Below are 21,390 nucleotides of genomic sequence, written 5' to 3'. Positions count from 1 at the left end.
CCAGGTGCGCCAGCCATGGGTTGAAGCATGAACATCGTCGTTGTTGGTACCGGATATGTCGGGCTGTCCAATGCCATCCTGTTGGCACAGCACAACCGCGTCACCGCAGTGGACATCGATGCCGGCAAGGTGGCGCTGATCAACCAGCACACCTCGCCAATCGAGGATGCGCAAATCAGCCAGTATCTGGCCGAAAAGCCATTGCAGCTGAGCGCTACCACGGAAGCCACCACGGCCTACACCGAGGCTGACCTGGTGATCGTGGCCACGCCCACCGATTACGACGAGCAGACCAACTACTTCAACACCAGTACGGTCGAAGCGGTCATTGCCCAGGTGCTGGCGGTCAACCGCCAGGCCACGATCCTGATCAAGTCCACCATCCCGGTGGGCTTCACCCGCAATCTGCGCGAACAGCTGGGCACGGACAACATCATCTTCGCGCCGGAGTTCCTGCGCGAGGGCCGTGCGCTGTACGACAACCTGCACCCGAGCCGGATCATCATCGGTGAGCGCAGCGAGCGGGCCGAAGCGATCGCCGCCCTGTTCCAGCAAGGTGCGCTGGATACCGAGGTGCCGGTGCTGTTCACCGACTCCACCGAGGCCGAGGCGATCAAGCTGTTCGCCAACACCTACCTGGCCATGCGCGTGGCCTATTTCAACGAACTGGATTCCTATGCCCAGACCCTGGGCCTGGATACCCGCGCCATCATCGATGGCGTCGGCCTGGACCCACGCATCGGCAAGCACTACAACAACCCGTCCTTCGGTTATGGCGGCTACTGCCTGCCCAAGGACACCAAACAACTGCTGGCCAATTACCGCGACGTGCCGCAGAACCTGATCGCCGCGATCGTCTCCTCCAATGCCACCCGCAAGGACTTCATCGCCGACCAGATCCTGGCACGGCGGCCGAAGGTGGTCGGAATCTACCGCCTGATCATGAAGGCCGGTTCGGACAACTTCCGTGCCTCCTCGATCCAGGGGGTGATGAAGCGGATCAAGGCCAAGGGCATCGAGGTGGTGGTGTTCGAGCCGGTACTGCAGCAGGACGAGTTCTTCAACTCGCGGGTGATCAACGACCTGGAAGCCTTCAAGGCGGTCAGCGATGTGATCGTGGCCAACCGGATCACCGATGACATCGCCGATGTGGTGAACAAGGTTTACACCCGCGACCTGTTCGGCAAGGACTGAAAAACGCAAAAGCCCCGGCAAAGCCGGGGCTTTCCGCTCACAGGCAAGCCTCTCAGGCCTTGCCTGTCACGCTCATCTGGCCCAGTACCGCCGCCAGCTCCTGCTCCCAGTCCGGCAGGGTGATGGAAAAATCCTGCTGCAGCTTGCGGTTGTCCAGCACTGACCAGGCCGGGCGTTTGGCCGGCGTAGGATATTCAGCCGTGCTGATGGCATCTACCAGCGGCGTGCTGGCCAACAGGCCCTGCGCATGGGCCTGGGCAAAGATCTCGGTAGCAAACCCGTGCCAACTGGTCTGGCCGCTGGCGGTCAGGTGCCAGATGCCGGACCTCAACTGGCCAGACTGCAATACCGCCAGGGTAGTGTCGGCAATCAAGGCCGCCGACGTCGGGCTGCCGATCTGGTCGGCAACCACGCCCAGCTGCTCGCGCTCGGCGCCTAGGCGCAGCATCGTGCGCAGGAAGTTCCTGCCATGACTGGCATAGACCCAGGCGGTACGGAAGATCAGGTAGGGCGCACCGGAAGCGATGATGGCCTCCTCACCCGCGCGCTTGCTCTGCCCGTACACACCCAGCGGCGCAGTGGCATCGTCTTCGCGATAAGGCTGGCTGCCCTGGCCATCGAACACGTAGTCGGTCGAGTAATGTACCAGCGGCACGCCGTGCTGTGCGCACCAGCCGGCGATCTGCGCCGGCGCTTCGGCATTGGCACGCCAGGCCGCCTCGGCATCGGTCTCGGCGGCATCCACGGCCGTGTAGGCAGCGGCGTTGATGATCAACTCCGGCTGCACACGTTCCAGCACGGCCTTCACAGCCTGCGGGCGGTCAAAATCGGCTGCCTCGCATTCAACACCATCAATCATGCCGCTGCGTGTGGTGACCACCAGTTCCACATACGGTGCCAGCGCCCGCCGCAGCTCGGTACCGACCTGGCCGTTGCCACCAAACAGCAACACCTTCATGGCTGGTATACCGGCAGGCGATCTTCAGCGACATCAGCCAGCAAGGGCGCACGCTGGTCCTTGTCCGACAGCTGCGGCTCGGCAACCGGCCAGTCCACCGCCAGCTGGGCATCGTTCCAGGCAATACCGGCATCGGCCTGCCGCACATAGACATCGGTGCACAGGTAGCTGAACACCGCCCGCTCGGAAAGCACGGCAAAGCCATGGGCAAAGCCTTCGGGAATCCAGAACTGGCGCTTGTTTTCCGCCGATAGGATCACTGCCTCCCAGCGACCGTAGGTCGGCGAGCCGCGGCGGATGTCCACTGCCACGTCATACACCTCGCCTTCCAGCACGGTCACCAGCTTGCCCTGCGGCCGCGGCCACTGGTAATGCAGGCCACGCAGCACGCCACGGCTGGAAGTGGAAACATTGCTCTGCACGAAATGGGTCGGCAATCCGGCTTCGGCAAAACGCTCGGCGTTGAAGGTTTCATAGAACGCGCCACGGGCGTCCCCGAACACCGCCGGCTCGATCACCACGCACCCCGGCAAGGAAGTCTGGATGACCTTCATGCCTTGCCACTCCGGCGCACCAGCGCCTGCAAATATTGGCCGTAACCATTCTTGCTCAGCGGCGCGGCCAGCTGCTCCAGCTGCCCGGCGCTGATCCAGCCCTGGTTGAAGGCGATTTCTTCCGGACAGCACACCTGCAGGCCCTGACGGGTCTGGATGGTGCCAATGAAATTGGAGGCCTCCAGCAAGGAAGCATGGGTCCCAGTGTCCAACCAGGCATGGCCACGGCCCAGCTGCTGCAGGTGCAACTGGCCCTCACTGAGGTAACGCCGGTTCAAATCGGTGATTTCCAGCTCGCCACGCGGCGAGGGAACAAGCTCGGCCGCGTAATCACTGGCCTTGCCATCGTAGAAATACAGGCCGGTCACCGCATAGTTGGAACGCGGGTTTTCCGGCTTTTCGACCAGGTCAACCACGCGGCCGGCGGCATCGAATTCGGCCACACCGTAGCGCTCCGGGTCGGTGACCCAGTAGCCGAACACGGTGGCACCGCTTTCACGCGCATCGGCCTGGGCCAGCAATTCGGTCAAACCGTGGCCGTGGAAGATGTTGTCGCCCAGTACCAAGCAGCTGGGCTGGCCCGCCAGGAAGTCACGGCCGATCAGGAAGGCCTGGGCCAGGCCATCCGGGCTGGGCTGGGCTGCATACTGAATGTCCATGCCCCACTGGCTGCCATCGCCCAGCAGGGCCTGGAACAGCGCCTGCTCGTGCGGGGTGTTGATGATCAGCACCTCGCGGATCCCGGCCAGCATCAGCACGCTGAGCGGGTAATAGATCATCGGCTTGTCATAGATCGGCAGCAGCTGCTTGCTGACGCCCTTGGTGATCGGGTACAGCCGGGTGCCGGAGCCGCCGGCCAGGATGATGCCCTTGCGCTTGCTCGTGCTCGTGCTCGTGGTCATGGCTCAGCCCTCCGTACCGATACGCTGCAGGCGATAGCTGCCATCGAGTACGCCGTTTACCCAGGCCTGGTTCTCAAGGTACCAATCCACGGTGAAGGCAATACCCTGCTCGAACGTCCAGGACGGCTCCCAGCCCAGCTCGTCACGCAGCTTGGTGGCATCGATGGCATAGCGGCGGTCGTGCCCCGGGCGGTCAGTCACGTAGGTGATCTGGCTGGCACGCGGCTGGCCGTCGGCACGCGGGCGGCGCTGGTCCAGCAGCGCGCAGATCGCCTGCACCACTTCAATGTTCTGCTTCTCGGCATTGCCACCGACGTTGTAGGTCTCGCCGACCCGGCCCTTGGCCAGCACGGTGCGGATCGCCTCGCAGTGATCGGACACGAACAACCAGTCGCGTACCTGCTTGCCATCGCCGTAGACCGGCAGCGGCTCGCCAGCCAGCGCCCTGGCAATCACCAGCGGAATGAGTTTTTCCGGGAAGTGGTAGGGGCCGTAGTTGTTGGAACAGTTGGTGGTCAGCACCGGCAGCCCGTAGGTATGGTGGAAGGCCCGCACCAGGTGGTCGGAGGCAGCCTTGGACGCGGAATACGGCGAATTGGGAGCATACGGAGTGGTTTCGGTGAACTTGCCGGTATCGCCCAGGGTGCCGTAGACCTCGTCGGTGGACACATGCAGGAAACGGAAGGCCTCTTTCGCCTCGCCCTGCAGCGTCTTCCAGTAATCACGCACCGCCTCCAGCAGGGCCAGGGTGCCGACCACATTGGTCTGGATGAAGGCACCCGGGCCGTCAATCGAGCGGTCGACATGGCTTTCGGCAGCGAAATTGAGCACCGCATCGGGTTGATGCTCGGCCAGCAGACGCGCCACCAGCTCACGGTCGCCAATATCGCCATGGACGAAGACATGGGCCGGGTTGCCCTCCAGCGAGGCCAGGGTCTGCAGGTTACCGGCGTAGGTCAGTGCATCCAGATTGATGACCTTCACTCCACGGGTCACCGCTTCGAGGACGAAGTTGCCACCGATAAAACCGGCACCGCCGGTGACCAACCAAGTTGCCATGATCTGTTCACTGAAGACGCACCGGTAAAGGCGCACAGCCGCATAGCATAGCCGACCGGGTCAGTCTGCCGCCATGCGGGGTTTGCCGGCTTAAAACTTTGTCCGGACATTTGATAAGATCCATACTTCAGCACTCCCCTGTCAGCACGGCTATCCATACGGTGTCGCACGGACAGGAGGTGCCCGCTAGAATGAACCCCCTCAACCGGTCCGCAAGGCCCGGACAACCCCGCAAAGAAGGATGTCGTACCAGATGAAAATCCTCGTCGCGTACAAGCGCGTTGTGGACTACAACGTCCGTATCCAGGTCAAGCCTGACGGATCGGGTGTGGTCACCGACGGCGTCAAGCTCTCGCCCAACCCGTTTGATGAAATCGCGCTGGAAGAGGCCCTGCGCCTGCGCGATGCCGGCATTGCCAGCGAGGTGGTCGTGGCCACCATCGCCCCGGCCGATGCCCAGGCCCACCTGCGCAACGGCCTGGCGATGGGCGCCAACCGCGCCATCCACGTGGTCACCGATGCGGCGATCCAGCCGCTGACCGCCGCGCGCACCCTGCTCAAGCTGGTGGAAACCGAGCAGCCGGACATCGTGCTGCTGGGCAAGCAGGCCATCGACGATGACGCCAACCAGACCGGGCAGATGCTGGCCACGCTGTGGGGCCGTCCGCAGGCGACCTTCGCCTCCAAGCTGGTGGTTGCCGACGGCAAGGCCACGGTGACCCGCGAGATCGACGCCGGCCTGGAAGTGCTGGAAGTGGACCTGCCGGCGGTGATCACCACCGACCTGCGCCTGAACGAGCCGCGCTTCATCAAGCTGCCGGACATCATGAAGGCCAAGACCAAGCCGCTGCAGACCCTGCAGCTGGCCGAGCTGGGCGTTGAAGCCGCCGACACCTTTGAAACCACCGCCTATGCCCCGCCGGCCAAGCGCTCCAAGGGGATCATGGTCAAGGACGCCGCCGAACTGGTGGCCGCACTGAAGCAGAAGGGGTTGCTGTGATGTCCAAGGTACTTGTCATTGCCGAACACCTGCACGGCCAGCTCAATGCCGCCGTGGCCAAGACCGTGACCGCCGCCGTGGCGGTGGGTGGCCAGGTCGACGTGCTGGTGCTGGCCGCCGACCCGGCCGCCGTGGCCGCACAGGCCGCGCAGATTGCCGGCGTCAGCCGCGTGCTGACCATCGCCAATCCGGCCAACGAACATGCCATTGCCCAGCAGCTGGCCCCGCAGATCGCCCAGGCCGCTGCCGGCTACAGCCATGTGTTCGGCCCGTCCACCACCACCGGCAAGGACCTGATGCCGGCCGTGGCCGCGCTGCTCGGGGTCAACCAGGTCTCCGACCTGATGACGGTGATCGATGCGCACACCTTCCAGCGCCCGATCTACGCCGGCAACGCGATCATCACCGTGAAGGTGCCGGCCGACCAGGCCGTGGTGGCCACCGTGCGTGCCGCCTCCTGGGCCAGCGCTGGCGAAGGTGGCAATGCCGCCATCGAAGCGATTAACGTGGATGCCTCCCTGCCGACCCACACCCGCTTTGTCTCGCTGACCTCGGGCAAGAGCGACCGCCCGGACCTGCAGAGCGCCAAGCGTGTGGTCTCCGGTGGCCGCGGTGTCGGCTCGGCCGAAAACTTCGAAGTGATCTACAAGCTGGCCGACAAACTCGGTGCCGGCGTTGGCGCCTCGCGCGCCGCCGTGGATGCCGGCTACGTGCCCAGCGACATGCAGGTCGGCCAGACCGGCAAGATCATCGCCCCGGAGCTGTACGTGGCGGTGGGCATCAGCGGCGCGATCCAGCACCTCACCGGGATCAAGGATGCCGGCACCATTGTTGCGATCAACAAGGATGCTGATGCCCCGATCTTCGAGATCGCCGACATCGGTCTGGTGGGGGATTTGTTTACCCTGCTGCCCGAGATTGAAGCGGCAATCTGACCGGAGTATTCCGGTTGCAACCAAAGCCAGTCCTTCGTGACTGGCTTTTTTATCGGTCGGTTTTCCCGGAGTCAATCGACATAAGCACCGGAAACACCCCGCTCCATCAATTGCCGCGGCAGGTTGTAACTGTTGATTTCATCCGGCCGCCCATGCACCAGAACCGGGATCCCCACTGAAAGCAACCGACCCAGCTTCTCTTTTTCATAAGCAACGGAAAGCGGCACGGTAACTGCAAACATCTTCGGATAAGCGCGCAGGGCAGCCAGGAATTCTTCATTGAACCCATCCCAACGCCACCAGTCATGGAGCTGGTACGCAGTAAGGATCACCCTCTGCTCACCAAGCAGGCCAGCCATCTGCCGCATGCCGTCAAGGCTGTATGTCTGGAAGATGAACCGCTCCCTGTACTGCTCTGGAATTGATTCCAGCAAAAGCATGGCATCTTCGTCAGTCTTGGTGTCAGTGACGACCTTGAACCCACTGCGTTGGTCCAGGATGCGCAGAAGATCGCCCAAGGGAACAGTCGAGTAGGACGACTTCACCCCATGAATGGACGGCGCAGCTGCATAGCCACCCAGCCGCTGCACGACATCATTGGCAACAGGTGGCAACTCGCCTTGATACCCGGTCCGGCTTGCCCATGAGGGCCAATCATGCAATAAGTACCACTGCCCGTCCTTCGATCTGGAAAAATCCAACTCCAGGTAGGAAAAACCAGTATCGAGCGACAAATCAATTGCCTGCCGGCTATTGGTGTAAGCATTTCCATCAACTGCGCCAGCGGCATGCGCCACAAGGATAAAACCATCAGAACTCAATCGGCCGGAAGCATTAGCCCCCCATGCCATTGAAAAAAGCAAAACGGCAAGAATCGAAAAAAACTTCATCAAGAATCACCTTATGAAAATAGCATTACTTATTTCCTTCTGCATTTACAGCGCGATATCAATCATTGCCGCAAAAAGCAGATCAAGAAAGATAACAAAAGTATCGATTGCCGCAGCCGCATCACTTCTCACTGCTGCTTGGATATTCATCAACGAGCTCAGCGGAAACGGCATTGACGACTCGGTACTTTACCACATGCACACAGGCGTATCGGGCGCCGGCATCAGTGAATTCACCTGGAAAATAGCGCCACTGGTCGCCTATATCCTCGCAACCGCAGCATTTTCTGTTTACATCTGCCGCCGGCAGCTGATCAGCCAGCGCAGGTCGTCCACCATCTTCTATCTCGCACTTGCTGCCATTACAGCGGCCAATCCCCTGACCCGGGACATAGCCAGGCTTGCTGCAAGCAGCTTTTCAGGAAAGGACATCGAAAACGCAGCCGTATCTTTCATCGAGCCAACAGGAAAAATAGGCAAGAAGAAAAACCTTGTCGTCCTTTATCTGGAAAGTTTCGAGCAAACCTACTATAACGAAGACGTATTTCCAGGTCTTACCCCGAACCTGAATTCATTACGCAAGCGCAGCCTCGACTTCGTCAACGTGGATTCCCGCCCTGGCGGTACCTGGACGATTGCAGGCATGGTCAGCTCTTTGTGCGGTACGCCATTGTCACTGAACAATGATGCCAATGGCTATGGCAGCATCGGCCGGTTCATGCCAAAGGCCAACTGTCTTACCGACATCCTTGCCACCAACGGCTATCACCTGCAGTTCGTCGGCGGGGCAACGTCCGAGTTCGCCGGCAAGGGGCAGTTCCTCAAGGACCACGGCTTCCACACCATTATTGACAAGTCCGATTTCAAAAATTCGGATATTGCTGAAAAGCATTTTTCATCCTGGGGCGTGCATGACGACATCCTGCTTGAACGCATGTGGCAGGACTTTGTCCAGCTCTCCGATGCGGGCAGCCCATTCGCACTGGTCGGCCTGACCCTGGATACCCACCACCCCAGTGGACATATTGCCAACAGCTGTCTCGACATCAACTACCAGGGCGCCGGGGCAAGAAAGTCCTTGCTTGATGCCGTCGCCTGTTCGGATCGTCTTGTTGCGTCCTTCGCTGAAAAAGTGCTCTCCAGCCCGCACATGGACAACACGGTCCTGGCAATCGTCTCTGATCATGTAGCAATGCCCAATGACGTCCATGAAATCCTGAGCAATCACCCCAGGAAGAACACGGTGATGATCTTTGACAATCAGCAGCAGGCGCAAGTGGTGGATGCACCGGCATCAACCCTGGACACGGCTGCCACCCTGCTTGACCTCCTGCATGGTGGCAATGCGATTGCGTTCTCAAGATCCCAGCTTCCGGGCAATACCCGGCAGCCGTCCATCACTTACGAAGGCGCTGCGGACAACCATGAAGCGCCCAGCATGCGTGCAGTGCTGAATTACTCAAAATCCCTGTGGGCCCTCGGCGACATCAACGATGGCATCAGGCTTGCCTCGAACAAACTGCATATCGGCGACCAACAATATACGCCGCCGGCGATTTTCGTCTCTGACCCTGCCGGCCGGATAACCGAAGTGGGAACGCGCGGCATCCACTCCGACATCGAAATGAAGAATCAGGGGGATCGGATCACCCTTGTCGATCGCTGCGTCGCTTTCGATATCGATCAGGACCCCGCCAGTTGGTGTATCTGGTCAGACACTGACGGTGCCCCGAAGGCAGCCCTGTTGCCGGAGGAGGAGCAGATCAACTCATTGTCAGGAATTCTCGCCCAGGCAGCTGATTCAATTCCGTACAGCTCGCTGCGCAAGGATTTCATCATCAAATCCGGTTTCATGGAGCAGGACACGGTATATGGTTCGGTAGTGAATGAGTCCATCATCTCTACCGGCAGGGAGGGGATCATCCTGTATGGCCCACACCAGAATCTGTGCGCAGGCGAATACACTCTGCATATAAATGGAGAAAGTTCAAACGCCGAAGGCTCCTGGATTGACATGGTTTCCGAATACGGAAACAAAAGATACGACCAGGTATCCATCAATGACCGTATTTCCGGCGAAATTGCTGTTGCCCGTTACTTTTTCGAAACGGATGTCAATCTCGCCGAGGTGCGCGCCTACGCCTCGCCGGGAGCCGAGCTGAAGATCAACAACTACCAGCTTCTCCCCACCCTGAATACCATGCCGGTCGATGAGGAAATTGACTTTTCCTCGACGGGGCTGGCCATGAGCTACATCTCATGCGGCTGGAAGTTTGACAGCACGGCCGGTACCCGGACCAACGCCAGGAACGCAACAATTCGCTTCAAGACACCGGAAGCGCCACTGACCAAGTCCGCCGTCAGCCTGACGATGAACAGCAATCAGGCTGCCTCGGTGCAGCTTGAGTCGAGCATGGGCACGCGTACGAACGTTGAAGTTGATGGAGCGACAACCGTCATCATTCCGATCCCGGATGACATAGGCTCGGCAACAACCGGCAAGCCCGTCTCCATCGACTTCCACATCAATAACTGCGCCCCGCAGCAATGCCCCGAGATCAATCTGATATCTGCCAAGATCGAGGAAAACGTCTCCTAAGACAGGCAGCTGCAGCTGCTCCAGCCCATGCCTGCAACGCCCTTTCAATCCACTCTGGATTCTGACGTACGAGTGATGATGTGAGTATCCGGCCTGCCGCCAGCAGGCCGGACTACAGCAATCCATGCAAGCATGGCATATGCCTTTTCCATCTTCTGATTACAACAACCAGAAGAACATCACGGAAAAGCCGTTCGCATTCCAGTAAATAATACTGATTGCGGCGTATGACCATCAACATTGCCTGCCAGCCGTGGCCATACAGCTATGCCCACCCTGCAACCAGCACTCCGAACGATCCGGGATCACTCGTCTGCCAATACGGCCTCAACTAAAAGCACCAGCCTCTCGAACGTTCTTGCAGCCTTGAGCTCGTACATCAGCTCACCTGGATGCACACTGTCACTGAGCATCCCCTTCCAACCTGCGACTTCCTGAAGTGCGTCGTATTGTGCAACCAACGGAACATCCAATTCCTTGGAGACCTCGCGCAAGGCGGTCACGAATCGGTACAGATTCCCAACCCCGGGCTGATACACGGTTGGATTAGGCTCCTGCAAAATGACATACTTGCCTTCGCCCCTCGCGATCTGCACCAGATCCCGAATTATCTGCGCATACGTTTCTGGGGTCGCCTGGAACAGGCCAGGTGCAGGCTTCGCGTTGTAAAAATGATCATTCAATGCATAGTTTATAAGGACAATATCTGCCGCAGAACCTTTCATCTGCAGCCCCCAAGGCTTTTTCCTGCCCTCGGTCCCATTCAACAGCTGATGAGACTGGGTTCCACCAACTCCGTAATTGATCACATATACGTGACCACCAAAGCGCTCCTGCAGCATATCTTGGAGCCTGCGGGGTTCATTTTTGGTTCATCGCAGATCAGAGTGGAGCTTTTCGCGGTTGCGCTTACGCTTGAGGCCTGATTTCAGAGCTCAAGGGTGAGAGATCATGCTGGATCGCAAGATGATTGCCGCGCTGGCGGCTGGGAAGGCTACCGGGTACAGCGCATCGTCTGGCCCAGCGACGGCAGCCGGACAGTCACCATCCACCTTGTGCCCACGGCCCGCAGGATGCATTGCGAGCAATGCGGCAGTCGCTGCCGGCAGGTGCATGAAACCAGTCTGCGCCGGGTCCGGGAGCTGCCGTTGATGGCGTTGCAGGTAACCCTGGTGGTGCCGCGCCGACGGGTATGGTGCGAGCAGTGCGGCGGGCCGCGCCTGGAAAAGCTGAGCTGGCTGGGGCGCTATCAACGGGTGACCAACCGCCTGGCCGAGGCGGTCAACCAGCTGCTGGCTTCCAGCAACATCCTGGCCACCGCGCGCTTCTTCGGGCTCGGCTGGCATACGGTCAAGGCGCTGGACAAGGCCTGGCTGCGGCAGAGCGTGGCCGCGCCGGACTGGAGCCGGATCCACTACCTGGCCATGGATGAGTTCGCCCTGCACAAGGGACATCGTTATGCCACGGTGGTGGTCGATCCGATCAGCCGCCAGGTGCTGTGGGTCGGCAATGGTCGCTCACGCGGGACTGCGCGAACCTTCTTCGAGCAGCTGCCTGCCGGCGTTGCCGGGCAGATCCGGGCGGTGGCCATCGACATGACCACCGCTTACGAGCTGGAGATCAAGGCCCACTGTCCCAATGCCGAAATCGTCTACGACCTGTTCCATGTGGTGGCCAAGTACGGCCGCGAAGTGATCGACCGGGTGCGCGTGGATCAGGCCAATCAACTGCGCCACGACAAGCCCGCGCGCCGGGTGATCAAGTCCAGCCGCTGGCTGCTGCTGCGCAATCGCCGCAACTTTGAACACCCCCAGCGGGTGCGATTGGACGAGCTGCTGCAGGCCAACCAGCCCCTGCTCACCGCCTACCTGATGCGCGATGAGCTCAAGCGGCTGTGGTTCTACCGCCATCCAGGCTGGGCCCGGCGCGCCTGGCAGCACTGGCTGCAGCAGGCACAGGGCAGCGGCATTGCGGCCCTGGTGCACTTCGCGCACAAGCTCAAGGCTTATCTGCACGGAATCCTGTCCCGCTGCCGGCACCGGCTCAACACCAGCATCGTGGAAGGCATCAACAACACCATCAAGGTCATCAAACGCCGCGCCTACGGCTACCGAGATCAGGAATATTTCTTCCTGAAAATCCGCGCCACCTTCCCCGGCATCTTGCGATGAGCCTCATTTTTACTAGTGATTGTCAACAATCCATTGACAGTCTGCGCCCCCAAGGTGGTGGAATCACCGTAAGCCTCGATGACAACCGGGCGTCGTGCCATCTCCTCCAGGGGCATCCAAGAGTTAAAAATTAAAAATAACAAGAAAAGAAGATAATCTGTTCAACTGCATATCCAAGACCAACACGAACCCACAAATCCAGAAAAATCCAGAAAAATCCAGCCTACCGGTCAAGAAAATACATCCACTCAACTCACAGGATGAATTCACGCAGGCGACGCACATGCATGTCGTGGTCATATCGCAGGGCCAGGAACTCCAGCGCATCGACGGAGGCTTTACTCCATGTCTGGTCATCAGCCAGCAGATGCTCCAATGAGCGTGCGTAGTCGATCGGATCATCGACAACCGGCAGGGCTAGCTCGATTCCATCCAATCCTTGTGCCGCCACCGCTGTCAGGACACATGGAACGCCCATGTCGATGGCTTCAAGAACCTTGCCTTTCACACCGCCACCAAAACGCAACGGAGCAACCACCACACGGGCCTGCGCATAGCAGCGAACAAGATCGGCATCATCAACCCGCCCAAGTACACGAACGCGATCGGCAGCATCCACCGGTATTTGATACCGCTCCATTCCGGAGCCGACAATGGTCAATATGGGGACGTTTCCCTCTTGCTTCAGCAAAGGGAAAACCTCATGCAGAAACCAATCCAGCCCATCAATGTTCGGGCGATGCGATGCACTGCCGACGAACAGCAAGCCCGAGCGCCCTGACGGATCCGATGACCTCGGCGTAGCACTGGCATCCACCGTCCACAGAGGGAACATCTGTGCATTTTCGGCCCGACCGCTGACTGCCAGATGACGGTTGACCCAGGCCGCTTCCTCGCTGGATGGGTACAGCACAACATCGGCCAAGCGCCAGTGCCGGCGCTCTATCACCCGCATCAAGTACAGCTCCCAGCGCGTTGCCAAATCCATAGCGGACATTGCCCCCATCGCCAACAGACGCTGGTGATGAATATCATGCCCGTAGTAGATCACCGGCCCGGGTACTTTCCCACGCACCACCGGCAAATACATCGCGGCGATCAAAGGGCGACTCAATACCGATGCACAGAAGTGCAAGCCCTCCTGCTGCAGCCAGCGCTGCAGGCTGCCGGTATCCTGCCTGCTCAGTGCAACCACACCCTGCTGCTGCAATAACTGGCGACCAGCCATTGACGCCTGCGTACTTGCTGCCCAGAAAACTACCTCCATGCCTGCATCGCGCAGCAAACCGGCAAAGCAGGCAATGGCGCGCGAGCCTGCATCCCTGTCCGGCTCGGGAAAATCGTGGTCCACCAGCAGGACGCGCGGGCGCCCGGGTGGCGGAAGTGCCGGTGAGCCGATACTTCCGCGCAGAGCGGACAATTTCCCGTACAGCTGCGGCGCCAGCATCAGCACCAACTCAAGCAGCCGCTGCCTGCCAGCCTGCCACCGCATAACCATCTCCCGCCGTCTCAGTACCAGGATTTCAGATCAACAAAAAACTCCGGTGATCCCTTCCACTTCTCACGGAAATAGTTGGCATTGCGGGCAAACAGCTTACGGTAGCGCTCACTGCCTTCGCTTGCCCCGGTGGTCTGATGAGGCTGGTGCCGTACACCGGCAAGGTCACGAAATGCGACCGAATAACCGGCCTTCTTGACTTGGAAGCAGATGTCGGTGTCTTCGAAGCACGTCGGATCGTAGAAGGTATCGAAACCCTCCATGGACTCGAACAGCTCACGGGTGATGAACATGCAGCTGGTACCGAGGAAACCCACGTCATCGCGGTAGCCCTTCATCTGGGCCTCTGCATTCATCCCACGATTGGGCAGATAGTCAGAGATCGGGCCACCCAGGTCGTCACGGGTTGCATCAAACCAGCCTGCATTCCAGCCAATGGTGCCCACACCCTCACCCAACTCAAGGATGTTTACCGCCTCGACAAAACAGGTGGGCGAAGTCAGCCATTGATCCGAATCGAAGAACGCGATGTATTTCCCAGTGGAGTGCTTGACGCCGAGATTACGCCCCGAGGAGCAGCCATTCTCTGCATTCCTCACCAACTTCACCTTGGGCTCATCGGCGAACAACTGCTCGACCAGTTCTGCCCCCCCATCCACCGAGTTGTTGTCAACAACAATAATTTCGTGCAACCACTCACCTGCGTGATCGAGGATGGTACGCACACAGCGCTCGATGATGCGACGGTTGTTGTAAATCAGGACAACCACCGATACCGAAGCAGGATAGGCCGGCGCCATCAGCACTTCCGCACGCCCCAGCCAGGCATTGGATGCAACAAAGCGGTAGTCCTCCACCGCGGTCAAAGCCAGTTGTGAGCCCAGTGCGCCCTCATCCAGCTGATGCAGGTTGGCAGATTCCAGCTCCAGCCCGTCTGCCTGGACAACAACCGGACGCTCCAGCAACAACCCTGCAATGGCCAGCCTGCGCAATTCATCGCGGTGCTGGCCATCGTGCCCAAGCAGGACCACCACATCGGCCGCCGCCATCAGGCCGGCCAATTCGGTACGCGAGCGCGTCCAGGCAAAAGGCCGGACCCGCCGGTCTTCGGCCTGCGGCGACTGCCCATCAAGCCGTGCGACATGGAAAAGTGCGTCGTGGCGGGCTGCCAGGGCAGCACTCAACCATGCGTCGCTGCCGCCAGCCAGGTCCAGCACCAGGACATTGCCACGGCTGTTGCTGTAGGCAGACGGCTTCGGATGGGTACGGTAGGAATCAAAGATCTCGTTGTCGCCGGCCTCTGCCAGCAACAGCGTCGGCAAGCCTGGTACCGAAGGTGCACGGCCATCATGGATGCTGCGGCTGGCCATGGCCTGTATGCGCGGCCACAGCGGACTGTGTTGCACATCCGGCAGGCAGGCGAAATCAACAATGATTTCAGCACCACGGGCGTGCGCCTGCTCGGCCAACGCCACGGCAGACTCATTGGAATCGGCCAGCAGCACCCGGGTTGCAGCGCCATTGACCTGTGCCAGCCATGCACCGGTATCGACCAGCAAACGCTTCAGGCTTTCATCAGCCGTCCAGACGTCTGCGCCGGCCTGTGGCGATGTTGCGTGCAGCCTGGCCAGAAAGCCGGCACGATCTGCCCCCAGGCACAGCTGCAGGGGACGTGTGGGCCAGCCACCGGCATCAATAGCAGCCGACGCCAGCACCAGCAGGCGCTCGGCACGCAGGTACCGCACCTGATCAACAGGAGCGGCGGAAGCTTGCGCCGGGGCGACCTGATCCAACTGGATCTGGCCGACGGTCTTCATCCGCCGCGGGATCTGCTGCAGCGCGATCTTCGAGCCATAACGACGCCATACCGACACCAGCTTGAACGGAGCGGCAAAGGCACGCAGCAGATCACGACGGACGATTCCCAGGGCAAGGCGCAACCGCCGCCATAGGTCCAGAGCCTCTGCGGTCTGTTGCTGACTGTGCTTCAGTGCAGCCTCCAGCTCGGCCGTCTGCTGCAGCAACTGGGCGATGTACACCTCCTTGTCGGCGATGTACTCCCCCTTCTGGTGCAGGTCATCACGCGCGTCTGCCAGCGCAATTTCGGCCCCCCGCAGACGCTGCTCAAGATCGCTCACCTGCTGTTCTGCCCGCTCCATTGCTTCCCTCTTCGATTCCAGCACTTCATTCATGGCAGCCACCTGCGCGGCCACCTCTTCCTGGTGCACCACATGCAAGTCATCCAATGCCGCATGTGCCTGCCCAAGTGTGTCATTCAAGGCTGCGACACGAGCCGCCGCATCATTTTCCATAGCCGCAGCCTGTACGGCCATTTCTTCAGCGTGCTCGGCACGTAGCTGCTGCAACACAGCCTGCGCCTGATCCAGCTCTGCCTGAAGCTGGCCGATCTGGTAATCACGGTATTCCAGCAGCGTGTATGCACGCTGGCTGCTTTGGCTCACCTCATCCAGCTCACGCAGTGATTGCTCCAGCCACGCGGTGACCCAATCCATACGCGCCGCATCAAAGGTCACGGCAGGCCTGGCCAGCTGCGCGGCATCTGCCAGCATGGCCAGATGTATCTGCGCCTGATCCTGCAAGCCTTCCAGGGTTTCCCGCGAAGGCACCCAGTGGCCATTGATTGCCTGTGTCAACGCCCGCGCATAGCGCTCGGAGCTGTCGCCGATGGCCAAGCGCATGCTATCCGGCATGCCCGCCATCAGGTGGGCCTGGCTCAACTTGTCGTCATATTCCAGGCCGCAGGTCGGCACACCGGCCTGGATGGCCAGGATGCTGGCATGCAGCCGCATGGAAAATACGGCATCACACCCGGCCAGAAGCTCCCAGGCCGCTTCAGGCGTTGGCGGGCTGACCACCTCGCTTTGATGACCGTCGCCGACCATTGCACGCAATTCATCAATCAAGGGCAAATCAGAAATGACAGCTGATTCGGCAGCCGGGCTCTGGAACGACACCCAGCAGATCCGCCAGCCCGCAGGCACCACAGCCTTGAGCGCTGCAGCCAAGGGCTCCTTCCAGCTGCCCTTGGCCCATTCACGCACCACAACTGCCAGAACACGTGTCGATGCCTCTGCCTGGACCTCCGTCGCTGCGGGCAGTGGGTGATAATGCGAGAACAGCCAACCAGGATCCGGCGCAACCAGGATCGGGCGGTTCACACCGACCTGGGTGAGCAATGCATGGGAATCCGGGTCGCGTACGCTGACCCTGGCTGCCTGCTGGAAAATTTCGCGCACCAGCATCCTAGCGTCCGGGCGTCGCAACGGACCGACCCCGTGCCCCCAGATGACGCTGGGAATACCCAACTGGGCAGCCGCCAGCAATGGGCGCGCATAGCCCGCAATGTCATTGGCATAAGGCAGATAGGCCCCTTCCAGGTGGAAGGGATGATGATCCTGGAAAATGCCGCCGCCGCCCATGATCAACAGGTCACAGTGCGCAAGCGCGGAAACCACCCGGCCCAGATTGGCAAACTGCACGGCTTCCACACCGTGCATCGCGGAGGTCACTGTGGGATCGATACTGGCCACCACCGGCTCGCCACCGAGTTCGCGTACCCGATGTATCGCCACATCCAGCAGAACTTCATCACCTACATTGGGCGCGCCGTAAAAGCCCACCAGCAATGCACGGAAAGAGGGAGCAGCACTAGCAGTCATACGCGCACCGGAGCCGGAGCCTCAAAGCGTGGGTGGGGAGCAAGCCAGCCATGGCCGGCATGTGGCAGGGGCAGCACATCGATATGCCCGGCATACGGAACGCGGGAATGCCGCTTGTATTCACCGGAATCGATATCGCCGGCTCCCAGCGCAATCACATAACGGTTGCCGGCGAGGTTCAGTGTCAACCGCCACTGGAAAGTGTAATGCCCCGGCGGCGTTGCAGCCGGCTCCAGATTCATGTTCTGCGTGGTTCCTGCCCACAAGGCAATGTCATCCACGCTCTTGATCTGCACCCCGTAACAGGGCAGGGAAATTTCACGGTTCACCGTGATTTCCAAGCGAATGACCAACTCATCACCATAGGCAAATACCGTGCGCACATTGCCTTGCGCATCCAGGATCTGCACATCGGTGATCTCGCTGGCCGGGCCTTCCTGGCTGGTCTGGGGTTCTTCCTTCTTGCTTACGGCAGCCGTTTCGGCCACCGCATTTTCATAAAGAACCTGGCCACCTTCTTCATCCACGAGGTCATCGGCATAGCGCTTCACCACATCCCTGCACGCGCCATCCAAAACCACCCGGCCACGTTTGAGGTAAATGCCGCGGTCGCAGTATTCCAGCAAGGTATTTGTCGAATGCGTGACCAGAATGATGCTGACGCCTTCGGCCTGCATGCGCCGGATGCGGGTCAGGCACTTGGTCTGGAAAGCGGTATCCCCGACAGCCAGGGCCTCGTCAACCACCAGGATTTCCGGAGACACATGAATGGCCACAGAAAACGCCAGCCTCACATACATTCCCGAGGAGTAGGTCTTGACTGGCTGATCAATGAATTCACCGATATCGGCAAATGCCTCGATCTTCGGCATCAACTCCGCCATGGCGTTGGCATTGAGCCCGATGATTGCTCCGGCCAGATAGACGTTTTCCCGCCCGCTGAATTCCGGATTGAAACCCGCACCCAGCTCGAGCAGGGCCGAAACCCGGCCGTTCACCGCGACCTTGCCTGCACTGGGCTGCAACGTTCCAACCAGGATTTGCAGCAAAGTCGACTTTCCGCTGCCATTCCGCCCGATGATGCCCACAGTCTCACCAGAATGGATATCAAAGCTGACATCCTCCAGCGCCTGGAACGTATGTACTTGACGGGGCATCACGCCAATGGCCGAACGCAGCCTGTTGGTGATGGGAAGAAGCAGGCGTTGTACCGGCTTGTCGAAGATACGGAATGACTTGCCGACATGGCGCACACTCACTACCGGGCTCCGGGACGCAATCGCAGGCATATCGCTCATAGCACTACTCCGGCATCCCGGTATGCCCGGCGCTTGGCATCCAGGCTTTTTTCCATTGAATAATCCCGCGCCATCAAGGCCAGCCCAGCTTCGGCCTGTCCGGCCAAGCGCGGTCGATCGGCTGCACAATCAAGCAACGCCTGGGCGAACCCGGCCGCGTCATCGCGCACGATGATGTCCATACCGTCGGTGGCGCCAATGCCCTCACAGCCCTTGCTGGTGCTGAGCACGGGAATGCCTGCAGACATCGCCTCGACAATCTTGACCCGGATGCCACCACCGGACAGCAGGGGAACCATCAGCAGATGTGCCTCATCCAGCAGTTGCTGCAGGTCCGGTACAAACCCATGCACATGAACCTGCTGGCCATCGTGCAGTGCCTTCAACTCCTCGGGCGGACTCCCACCGCAGAAATGCAGAACAATGCCAGCCTGTGAAAGCCGCTCACGCAGCAAAGGATAGATCTCGCTGGCAAACCAGCGCACCCCTTCCGCATTGGGATACCAGCCAAAGCCGCCCATCCACAGCACATTGAAGACATCCTTGGACTTTTCGGCATATGCCGCCCCGCTCTGCACAAAGTGCAACGGCATCAGGTATTTGGGTACATCGGCAGTGACCCGCGCCTGGTCATTGGCGGAAATGAAGGTCATTGCTGAAAAACCGAAGGCATTTTCGATTTCAACAGCCTTCGCTGCCGCACGGCTGCGCTCGGCAATCCACTGCATGAAACGCAACTTCCAGCCACTCAGGCCGGCCGGCATCCAGAAAGGAAAGATGTCACCTTCGATGTTGTGGCTGATCAACACCCCGGGCACCTTTGGCAGGAACTTCCGGAAGAAGGCCAGGTGCGCGGAGTTCACCTCGATGGCATCAATCCGGTGTTCCCGCGCAAGGCGCCGGGCAGCGGCAACGGCCGATCGGCTGCAATAGCTGGCATCAATGAAGGGCAAGCCCTGCAGGGCCTGTACGGCCATTTTCAGCGCACGCCGGACCTTCGGCAGCTGAAATGGCATCAGCGGCCGCATTTCCAAGTGAACAGAGCGGAAAACCGAGTCATACAGTGCCTGGTGCTGACGGACCTTCTCCCTGTCCTCGTCACCACCGATATAACAGAACAAGTGGTAGTCAACCTGGTCCGCGAAAGGAATCAGGGCATTGACGGCATAGATGTCGCCACCACTGACTGCTGGCAGCGACGGGGCCAGCATGAACACCAGGACCTGTTTTTTACGCTGCGGTTTCATCAAATACATCCGAATCGAAGAAGGGCGAAAACTTGGTCAGGTACTGGATATCGCGGTTGCGCTCACCAATTTTCTTTGCTGGCACCCCACCGACCACGTCGTACGGGGCCACATCACGGGCAACCACCGCACCGGCAGCCACCACCGCACCTTCGCCGATGGTAACCCCGGGAAGAATCACCGCCCGCGCACCGATCCAGGCATGATCATGGATCTTCACCACATCACCAATCGCCTTGAAATCCGGGCTGTTGTGGTCATGGTGCAGGCTGAGAATGCAGGTCTGGAATGAAACATTGACGTTGTTGCCGATGATCACCCCGGTACGCCCATCCAGATAGACCTCCCGATTGATGACGCAATTATTGCCAATTGATACGTGCGACCTTACTGGATAGCCCGTGACAAACCAGCGCATGCTGACATGTGTGTCATGACCAATGGAAACCTTGAGGATCCGCCGCAAATACCAGGAACGCAAACGCTCATTGGGGAAATGCGCCACCAAATTATTGCCGAGATAGTATTTCAGGCCCATCAGCGCGTAGAAGAAAGGCTGACGCAACAGCCAGCTTTTTATCCTGCTCATAGATCAGACTCCGATTCACAATACATCGGCAAAACCGCCCTTGGTCCGGCGGAAGAAGGAAAACCCCAGAAAGCAGAAAGCCAGCGAAACCAGCAACTGCACCGACCATGCCCCCCAGTCAGGAAATTGACCGGCAATAACCACGGAACGCCCCTGCTCGATGAGGGTGGTAAGTGGATTGGCCATGAATATCCCGCGGTACTCGAGCGGAATGTTGCTGATGGGGAAGAACACCGGAGAAAGAAACAACAGGATCTGGGAAAAAACACCGACCACCTGGTTGATGTCGCGCAGGAAAACCCCCAGCACTGACAGCATCCAGGACAGGCCAAGTGCGTACAGGATCAGCGGCAGCATCACCACAAAAATCAAAGGGAAAGTCGGCGGCAAGCCATACCCGAGCACCAACAGTGCCAGGGCAAGCACCACCATGCTGATTGCCCAATGGAAAAGAGCAGAGCAGATGGAAACCACCGGCAGGATGCCAATCGGGAAAACAACCTTTTTCACATAATTGACATTCCCAACCACCAACCCAGGGGCACGATTGATACATTCGGCAAGAAAGCCATGCATCATCAGCCCGACGAACAGCAGCATTGCAAATTCCGACCTGCTTTGCGGAGAATCTCCCCAGCGAACCTTCAGGATCACCGAAAAGAACAACGTATAGACACAAAGCATCAGCAACGGGTTCACAAACGACCAGAAGATTCCAAGAACGGAACCCTTGTAACGCGCAGAAACCTCGCGCCTGGCGAGCTGGAATACCAATTCTGCCGTATTGGAAATACTCATCGACCCATTCCCTCGCTC

The 21,390-nt window shown here is 59.6% G+C and carries 15 protein-coding genes and 2 pseudogenes; 5 read left to right on the top strand and 12 right to left on the bottom strand.

Annotation, left to right across the window (positions count from 1 at the left end; genetic code table 11):
• Nucleotides 1-27: 27 nt before the first annotated feature.
• A complete protein-coding gene (locus ABB25_RS10985) occupies nucleotides 28-1,194 on the top strand; it encodes a nucleotide sugar dehydrogenase (RefSeq protein WP_057666741.1) in 1,167 nt (388 codons plus the stop codon).
• A 52-nt stretch (nucleotides 1,195-1,246) separates the two neighbouring features.
• On the opposite strand, the gene rfbD is transcribed toward ABB25_RS10985, so the two are convergent.
• Genes rfbD through rfbB form a run of 4 tightly spaced genes read right to left on the bottom strand, consistent with a single transcriptional unit; the run spans nucleotide 1,247 to nucleotide 4,667 of the window.
• Nucleotides 1,247-2,152 carry a dTDP-4-dehydrorhamnose reductase gene (rfbD, locus tag ABB25_RS10980; protein ID WP_057666739.1) on the bottom strand — a complete coding sequence of 302 codons (906 nt, stop codon included), beginning with the start codon at nucleotides 2,150-2,152 and terminating at the stop codon, nucleotides 1,247-1,249.
• Nucleotides 2,149-2,706 (bottom strand): dTDP-4-dehydrorhamnose 3,5-epimerase, encoded by a 558-nt coding sequence (gene rfbC / locus ABB25_RS10975; protein ID WP_057666738.1) that lies wholly within the window; start codon nucleotides 2,704-2,706, stop codon nucleotides 2,149-2,151. The genes rfbD and rfbC overlap by 4 nt, the downstream gene beginning before the upstream one ends.
• The gene (rfbA, locus tag ABB25_RS10970; protein WP_057666736.1) at nucleotides 2,703-3,608 is read right to left on the bottom strand and encodes a glucose-1-phosphate thymidylyltransferase RfbA; all 906 of its coding nucleotides are present in this window, start codon (nucleotides 3,606-3,608) and stop codon (nucleotides 2,703-2,705) included. The genes rfbC and rfbA overlap by 4 nt, the downstream gene beginning before the upstream one ends.
• A gap of 3 nt (nucleotides 3,609-3,611) precedes the next feature.
• Entirely contained in the window at nucleotides 3,612-4,667 is a 1,056-nt protein-coding gene (rfbB, locus tag ABB25_RS10965) for a dTDP-glucose 4,6-dehydratase (protein ID WP_057666797.1), read from the bottom strand.
• 253 nt (nucleotides 4,668-4,920) lie between these two features.
• Here rfbB and ABB25_RS10960 point away from each other — a divergent pair, with 253 nt between their 5' ends.
• A complete protein-coding gene (locus ABB25_RS10960) occupies nucleotides 4,921-5,667 on the top strand; it encodes an electron transfer flavoprotein subunit beta/FixA family protein (protein WP_057666734.1) in 747 nt (248 codons plus the stop codon).
• On the top strand, nucleotides 5,667-6,602 hold the full coding sequence (locus tag ABB25_RS10955) for an electron transfer flavoprotein subunit alpha/FixB family protein (RefSeq protein WP_057666732.1): 936 nt from the start codon (nucleotides 5,667-5,669) through the stop codon (nucleotides 6,600-6,602). The genes ABB25_RS10960 and ABB25_RS10955 overlap by 1 nt, the downstream gene beginning before the upstream one ends.
• A 71-nt stretch (nucleotides 6,603-6,673) precedes the next feature.
• Here the strand turns inward: ABB25_RS10955 and ABB25_RS14585 are convergent, their stop codons facing one another.
• Complete coding sequence (locus ABB25_RS14585) at nucleotides 6,674-7,492, bottom strand: PI-PLC domain-containing protein (protein WP_152981187.1); 819 nt, start codon at nucleotides 7,490-7,492, stop codon at nucleotides 6,674-6,676.
• 13 nt (nucleotides 7,493-7,505) lie between these two features.
• Between ABB25_RS14585 and ABB25_RS10945 the strand changes: the two genes are divergently transcribed.
• Nucleotides 7,506-10,091, top strand: coding sequence for a sulfatase-like hydrolase/transferase (locus ABB25_RS10945; protein ID WP_083488271.1), 2,586 nt, complete (start codon nucleotides 7,506-7,508; stop codon nucleotides 10,089-10,091).
• Between the two features lie 305 nt (nucleotides 10,092-10,396).
• Here ABB25_RS10945 and ABB25_RS10940 read toward each other — a convergent pair.
• Nucleotides 10,397-10,942, bottom strand: a pseudogene (locus tag ABB25_RS10940) (SGNH/GDSL hydrolase family protein); the annotation flags it as partial.
• 100 nt (nucleotides 10,943-11,042) lie between these two features.
• Between ABB25_RS10940 and ABB25_RS10935 the strand changes: the two are divergent.
• A pseudogene (locus tag ABB25_RS10935) lies at nucleotides 11,043-12,262 on the top strand (ISL3 family transposase).
• A gap of 253 nt (nucleotides 12,263-12,515) precedes the next feature.
• Here the strand turns inward: ABB25_RS10935 and ABB25_RS10930 are convergent.
• The 6 genes from ABB25_RS10930 to ABB25_RS10905 are packed head-to-tail and all read right to left on the bottom strand — an operon-like array spanning nucleotide 12,516 to nucleotide 21,372.
• Entirely contained in the window at nucleotides 12,516-13,754 is a 1,239-nt protein-coding gene (locus tag ABB25_RS10930) for a glycosyltransferase (RefSeq protein ID WP_160319433.1), read from the bottom strand.
• Between the two features lie 17 nt (nucleotides 13,755-13,771).
• The gene (locus ABB25_RS10925) at nucleotides 13,772-17,440 is read right to left on the bottom strand and encodes a polysaccharide pyruvyl transferase family protein (RefSeq protein ID WP_083488267.1); all 3,669 of its coding nucleotides are present in this window, start codon (nucleotides 17,438-17,440) and stop codon (nucleotides 13,772-13,774) included.
• Complete coding sequence (locus ABB25_RS10920; RefSeq protein WP_057666721.1) at nucleotides 17,437-18,738, bottom strand: ABC transporter ATP-binding protein; 1,302 nt, start codon at nucleotides 18,736-18,738, stop codon at nucleotides 17,437-17,439. The genes ABB25_RS10925 and ABB25_RS10920 overlap by 4 nt, the downstream gene beginning before the upstream one ends.
• Nucleotides 18,735-19,985, bottom strand: a complete 1,251-nt coding sequence (locus ABB25_RS10915; RefSeq protein WP_057666719.1) for a glycosyltransferase — start codon at nucleotides 19,983-19,985, stop codon at nucleotides 18,735-18,737. The genes ABB25_RS10920 and ABB25_RS10915 overlap by 4 nt, the downstream gene beginning before the upstream one ends.
• Entirely contained in the window at nucleotides 19,969-20,574 is a 606-nt protein-coding gene (locus tag ABB25_RS10910) for an acyltransferase (protein ID WP_057666717.1), read from the bottom strand. The genes ABB25_RS10915 and ABB25_RS10910 overlap by 17 nt, the downstream gene beginning before the upstream one ends.
• A gap of 15 nt (nucleotides 20,575-20,589) precedes the next feature.
• Nucleotides 20,590-21,372: an ABC transporter permease gene (locus ABB25_RS10905; protein ID WP_057666716.1), complete on the bottom strand. Its 783-nt coding sequence runs from the start codon at nucleotides 21,370-21,372 to the stop codon at nucleotides 20,590-20,592.
• Nucleotides 21,373-21,390: the final 18 nt, after the last annotated feature.

This window comes from Stenotrophomonas koreensis, assembly GCF_001431525.1.
Classification (GTDB): Bacteria; Pseudomonadota; Gammaproteobacteria; order Xanthomonadales; family Xanthomonadaceae; genus Stenotrophomonas; species Stenotrophomonas koreensis.
Note: the sequence above shows the minus strand (reverse complement) of the source record. Positions and strands in the feature narration are given on the sequence as shown.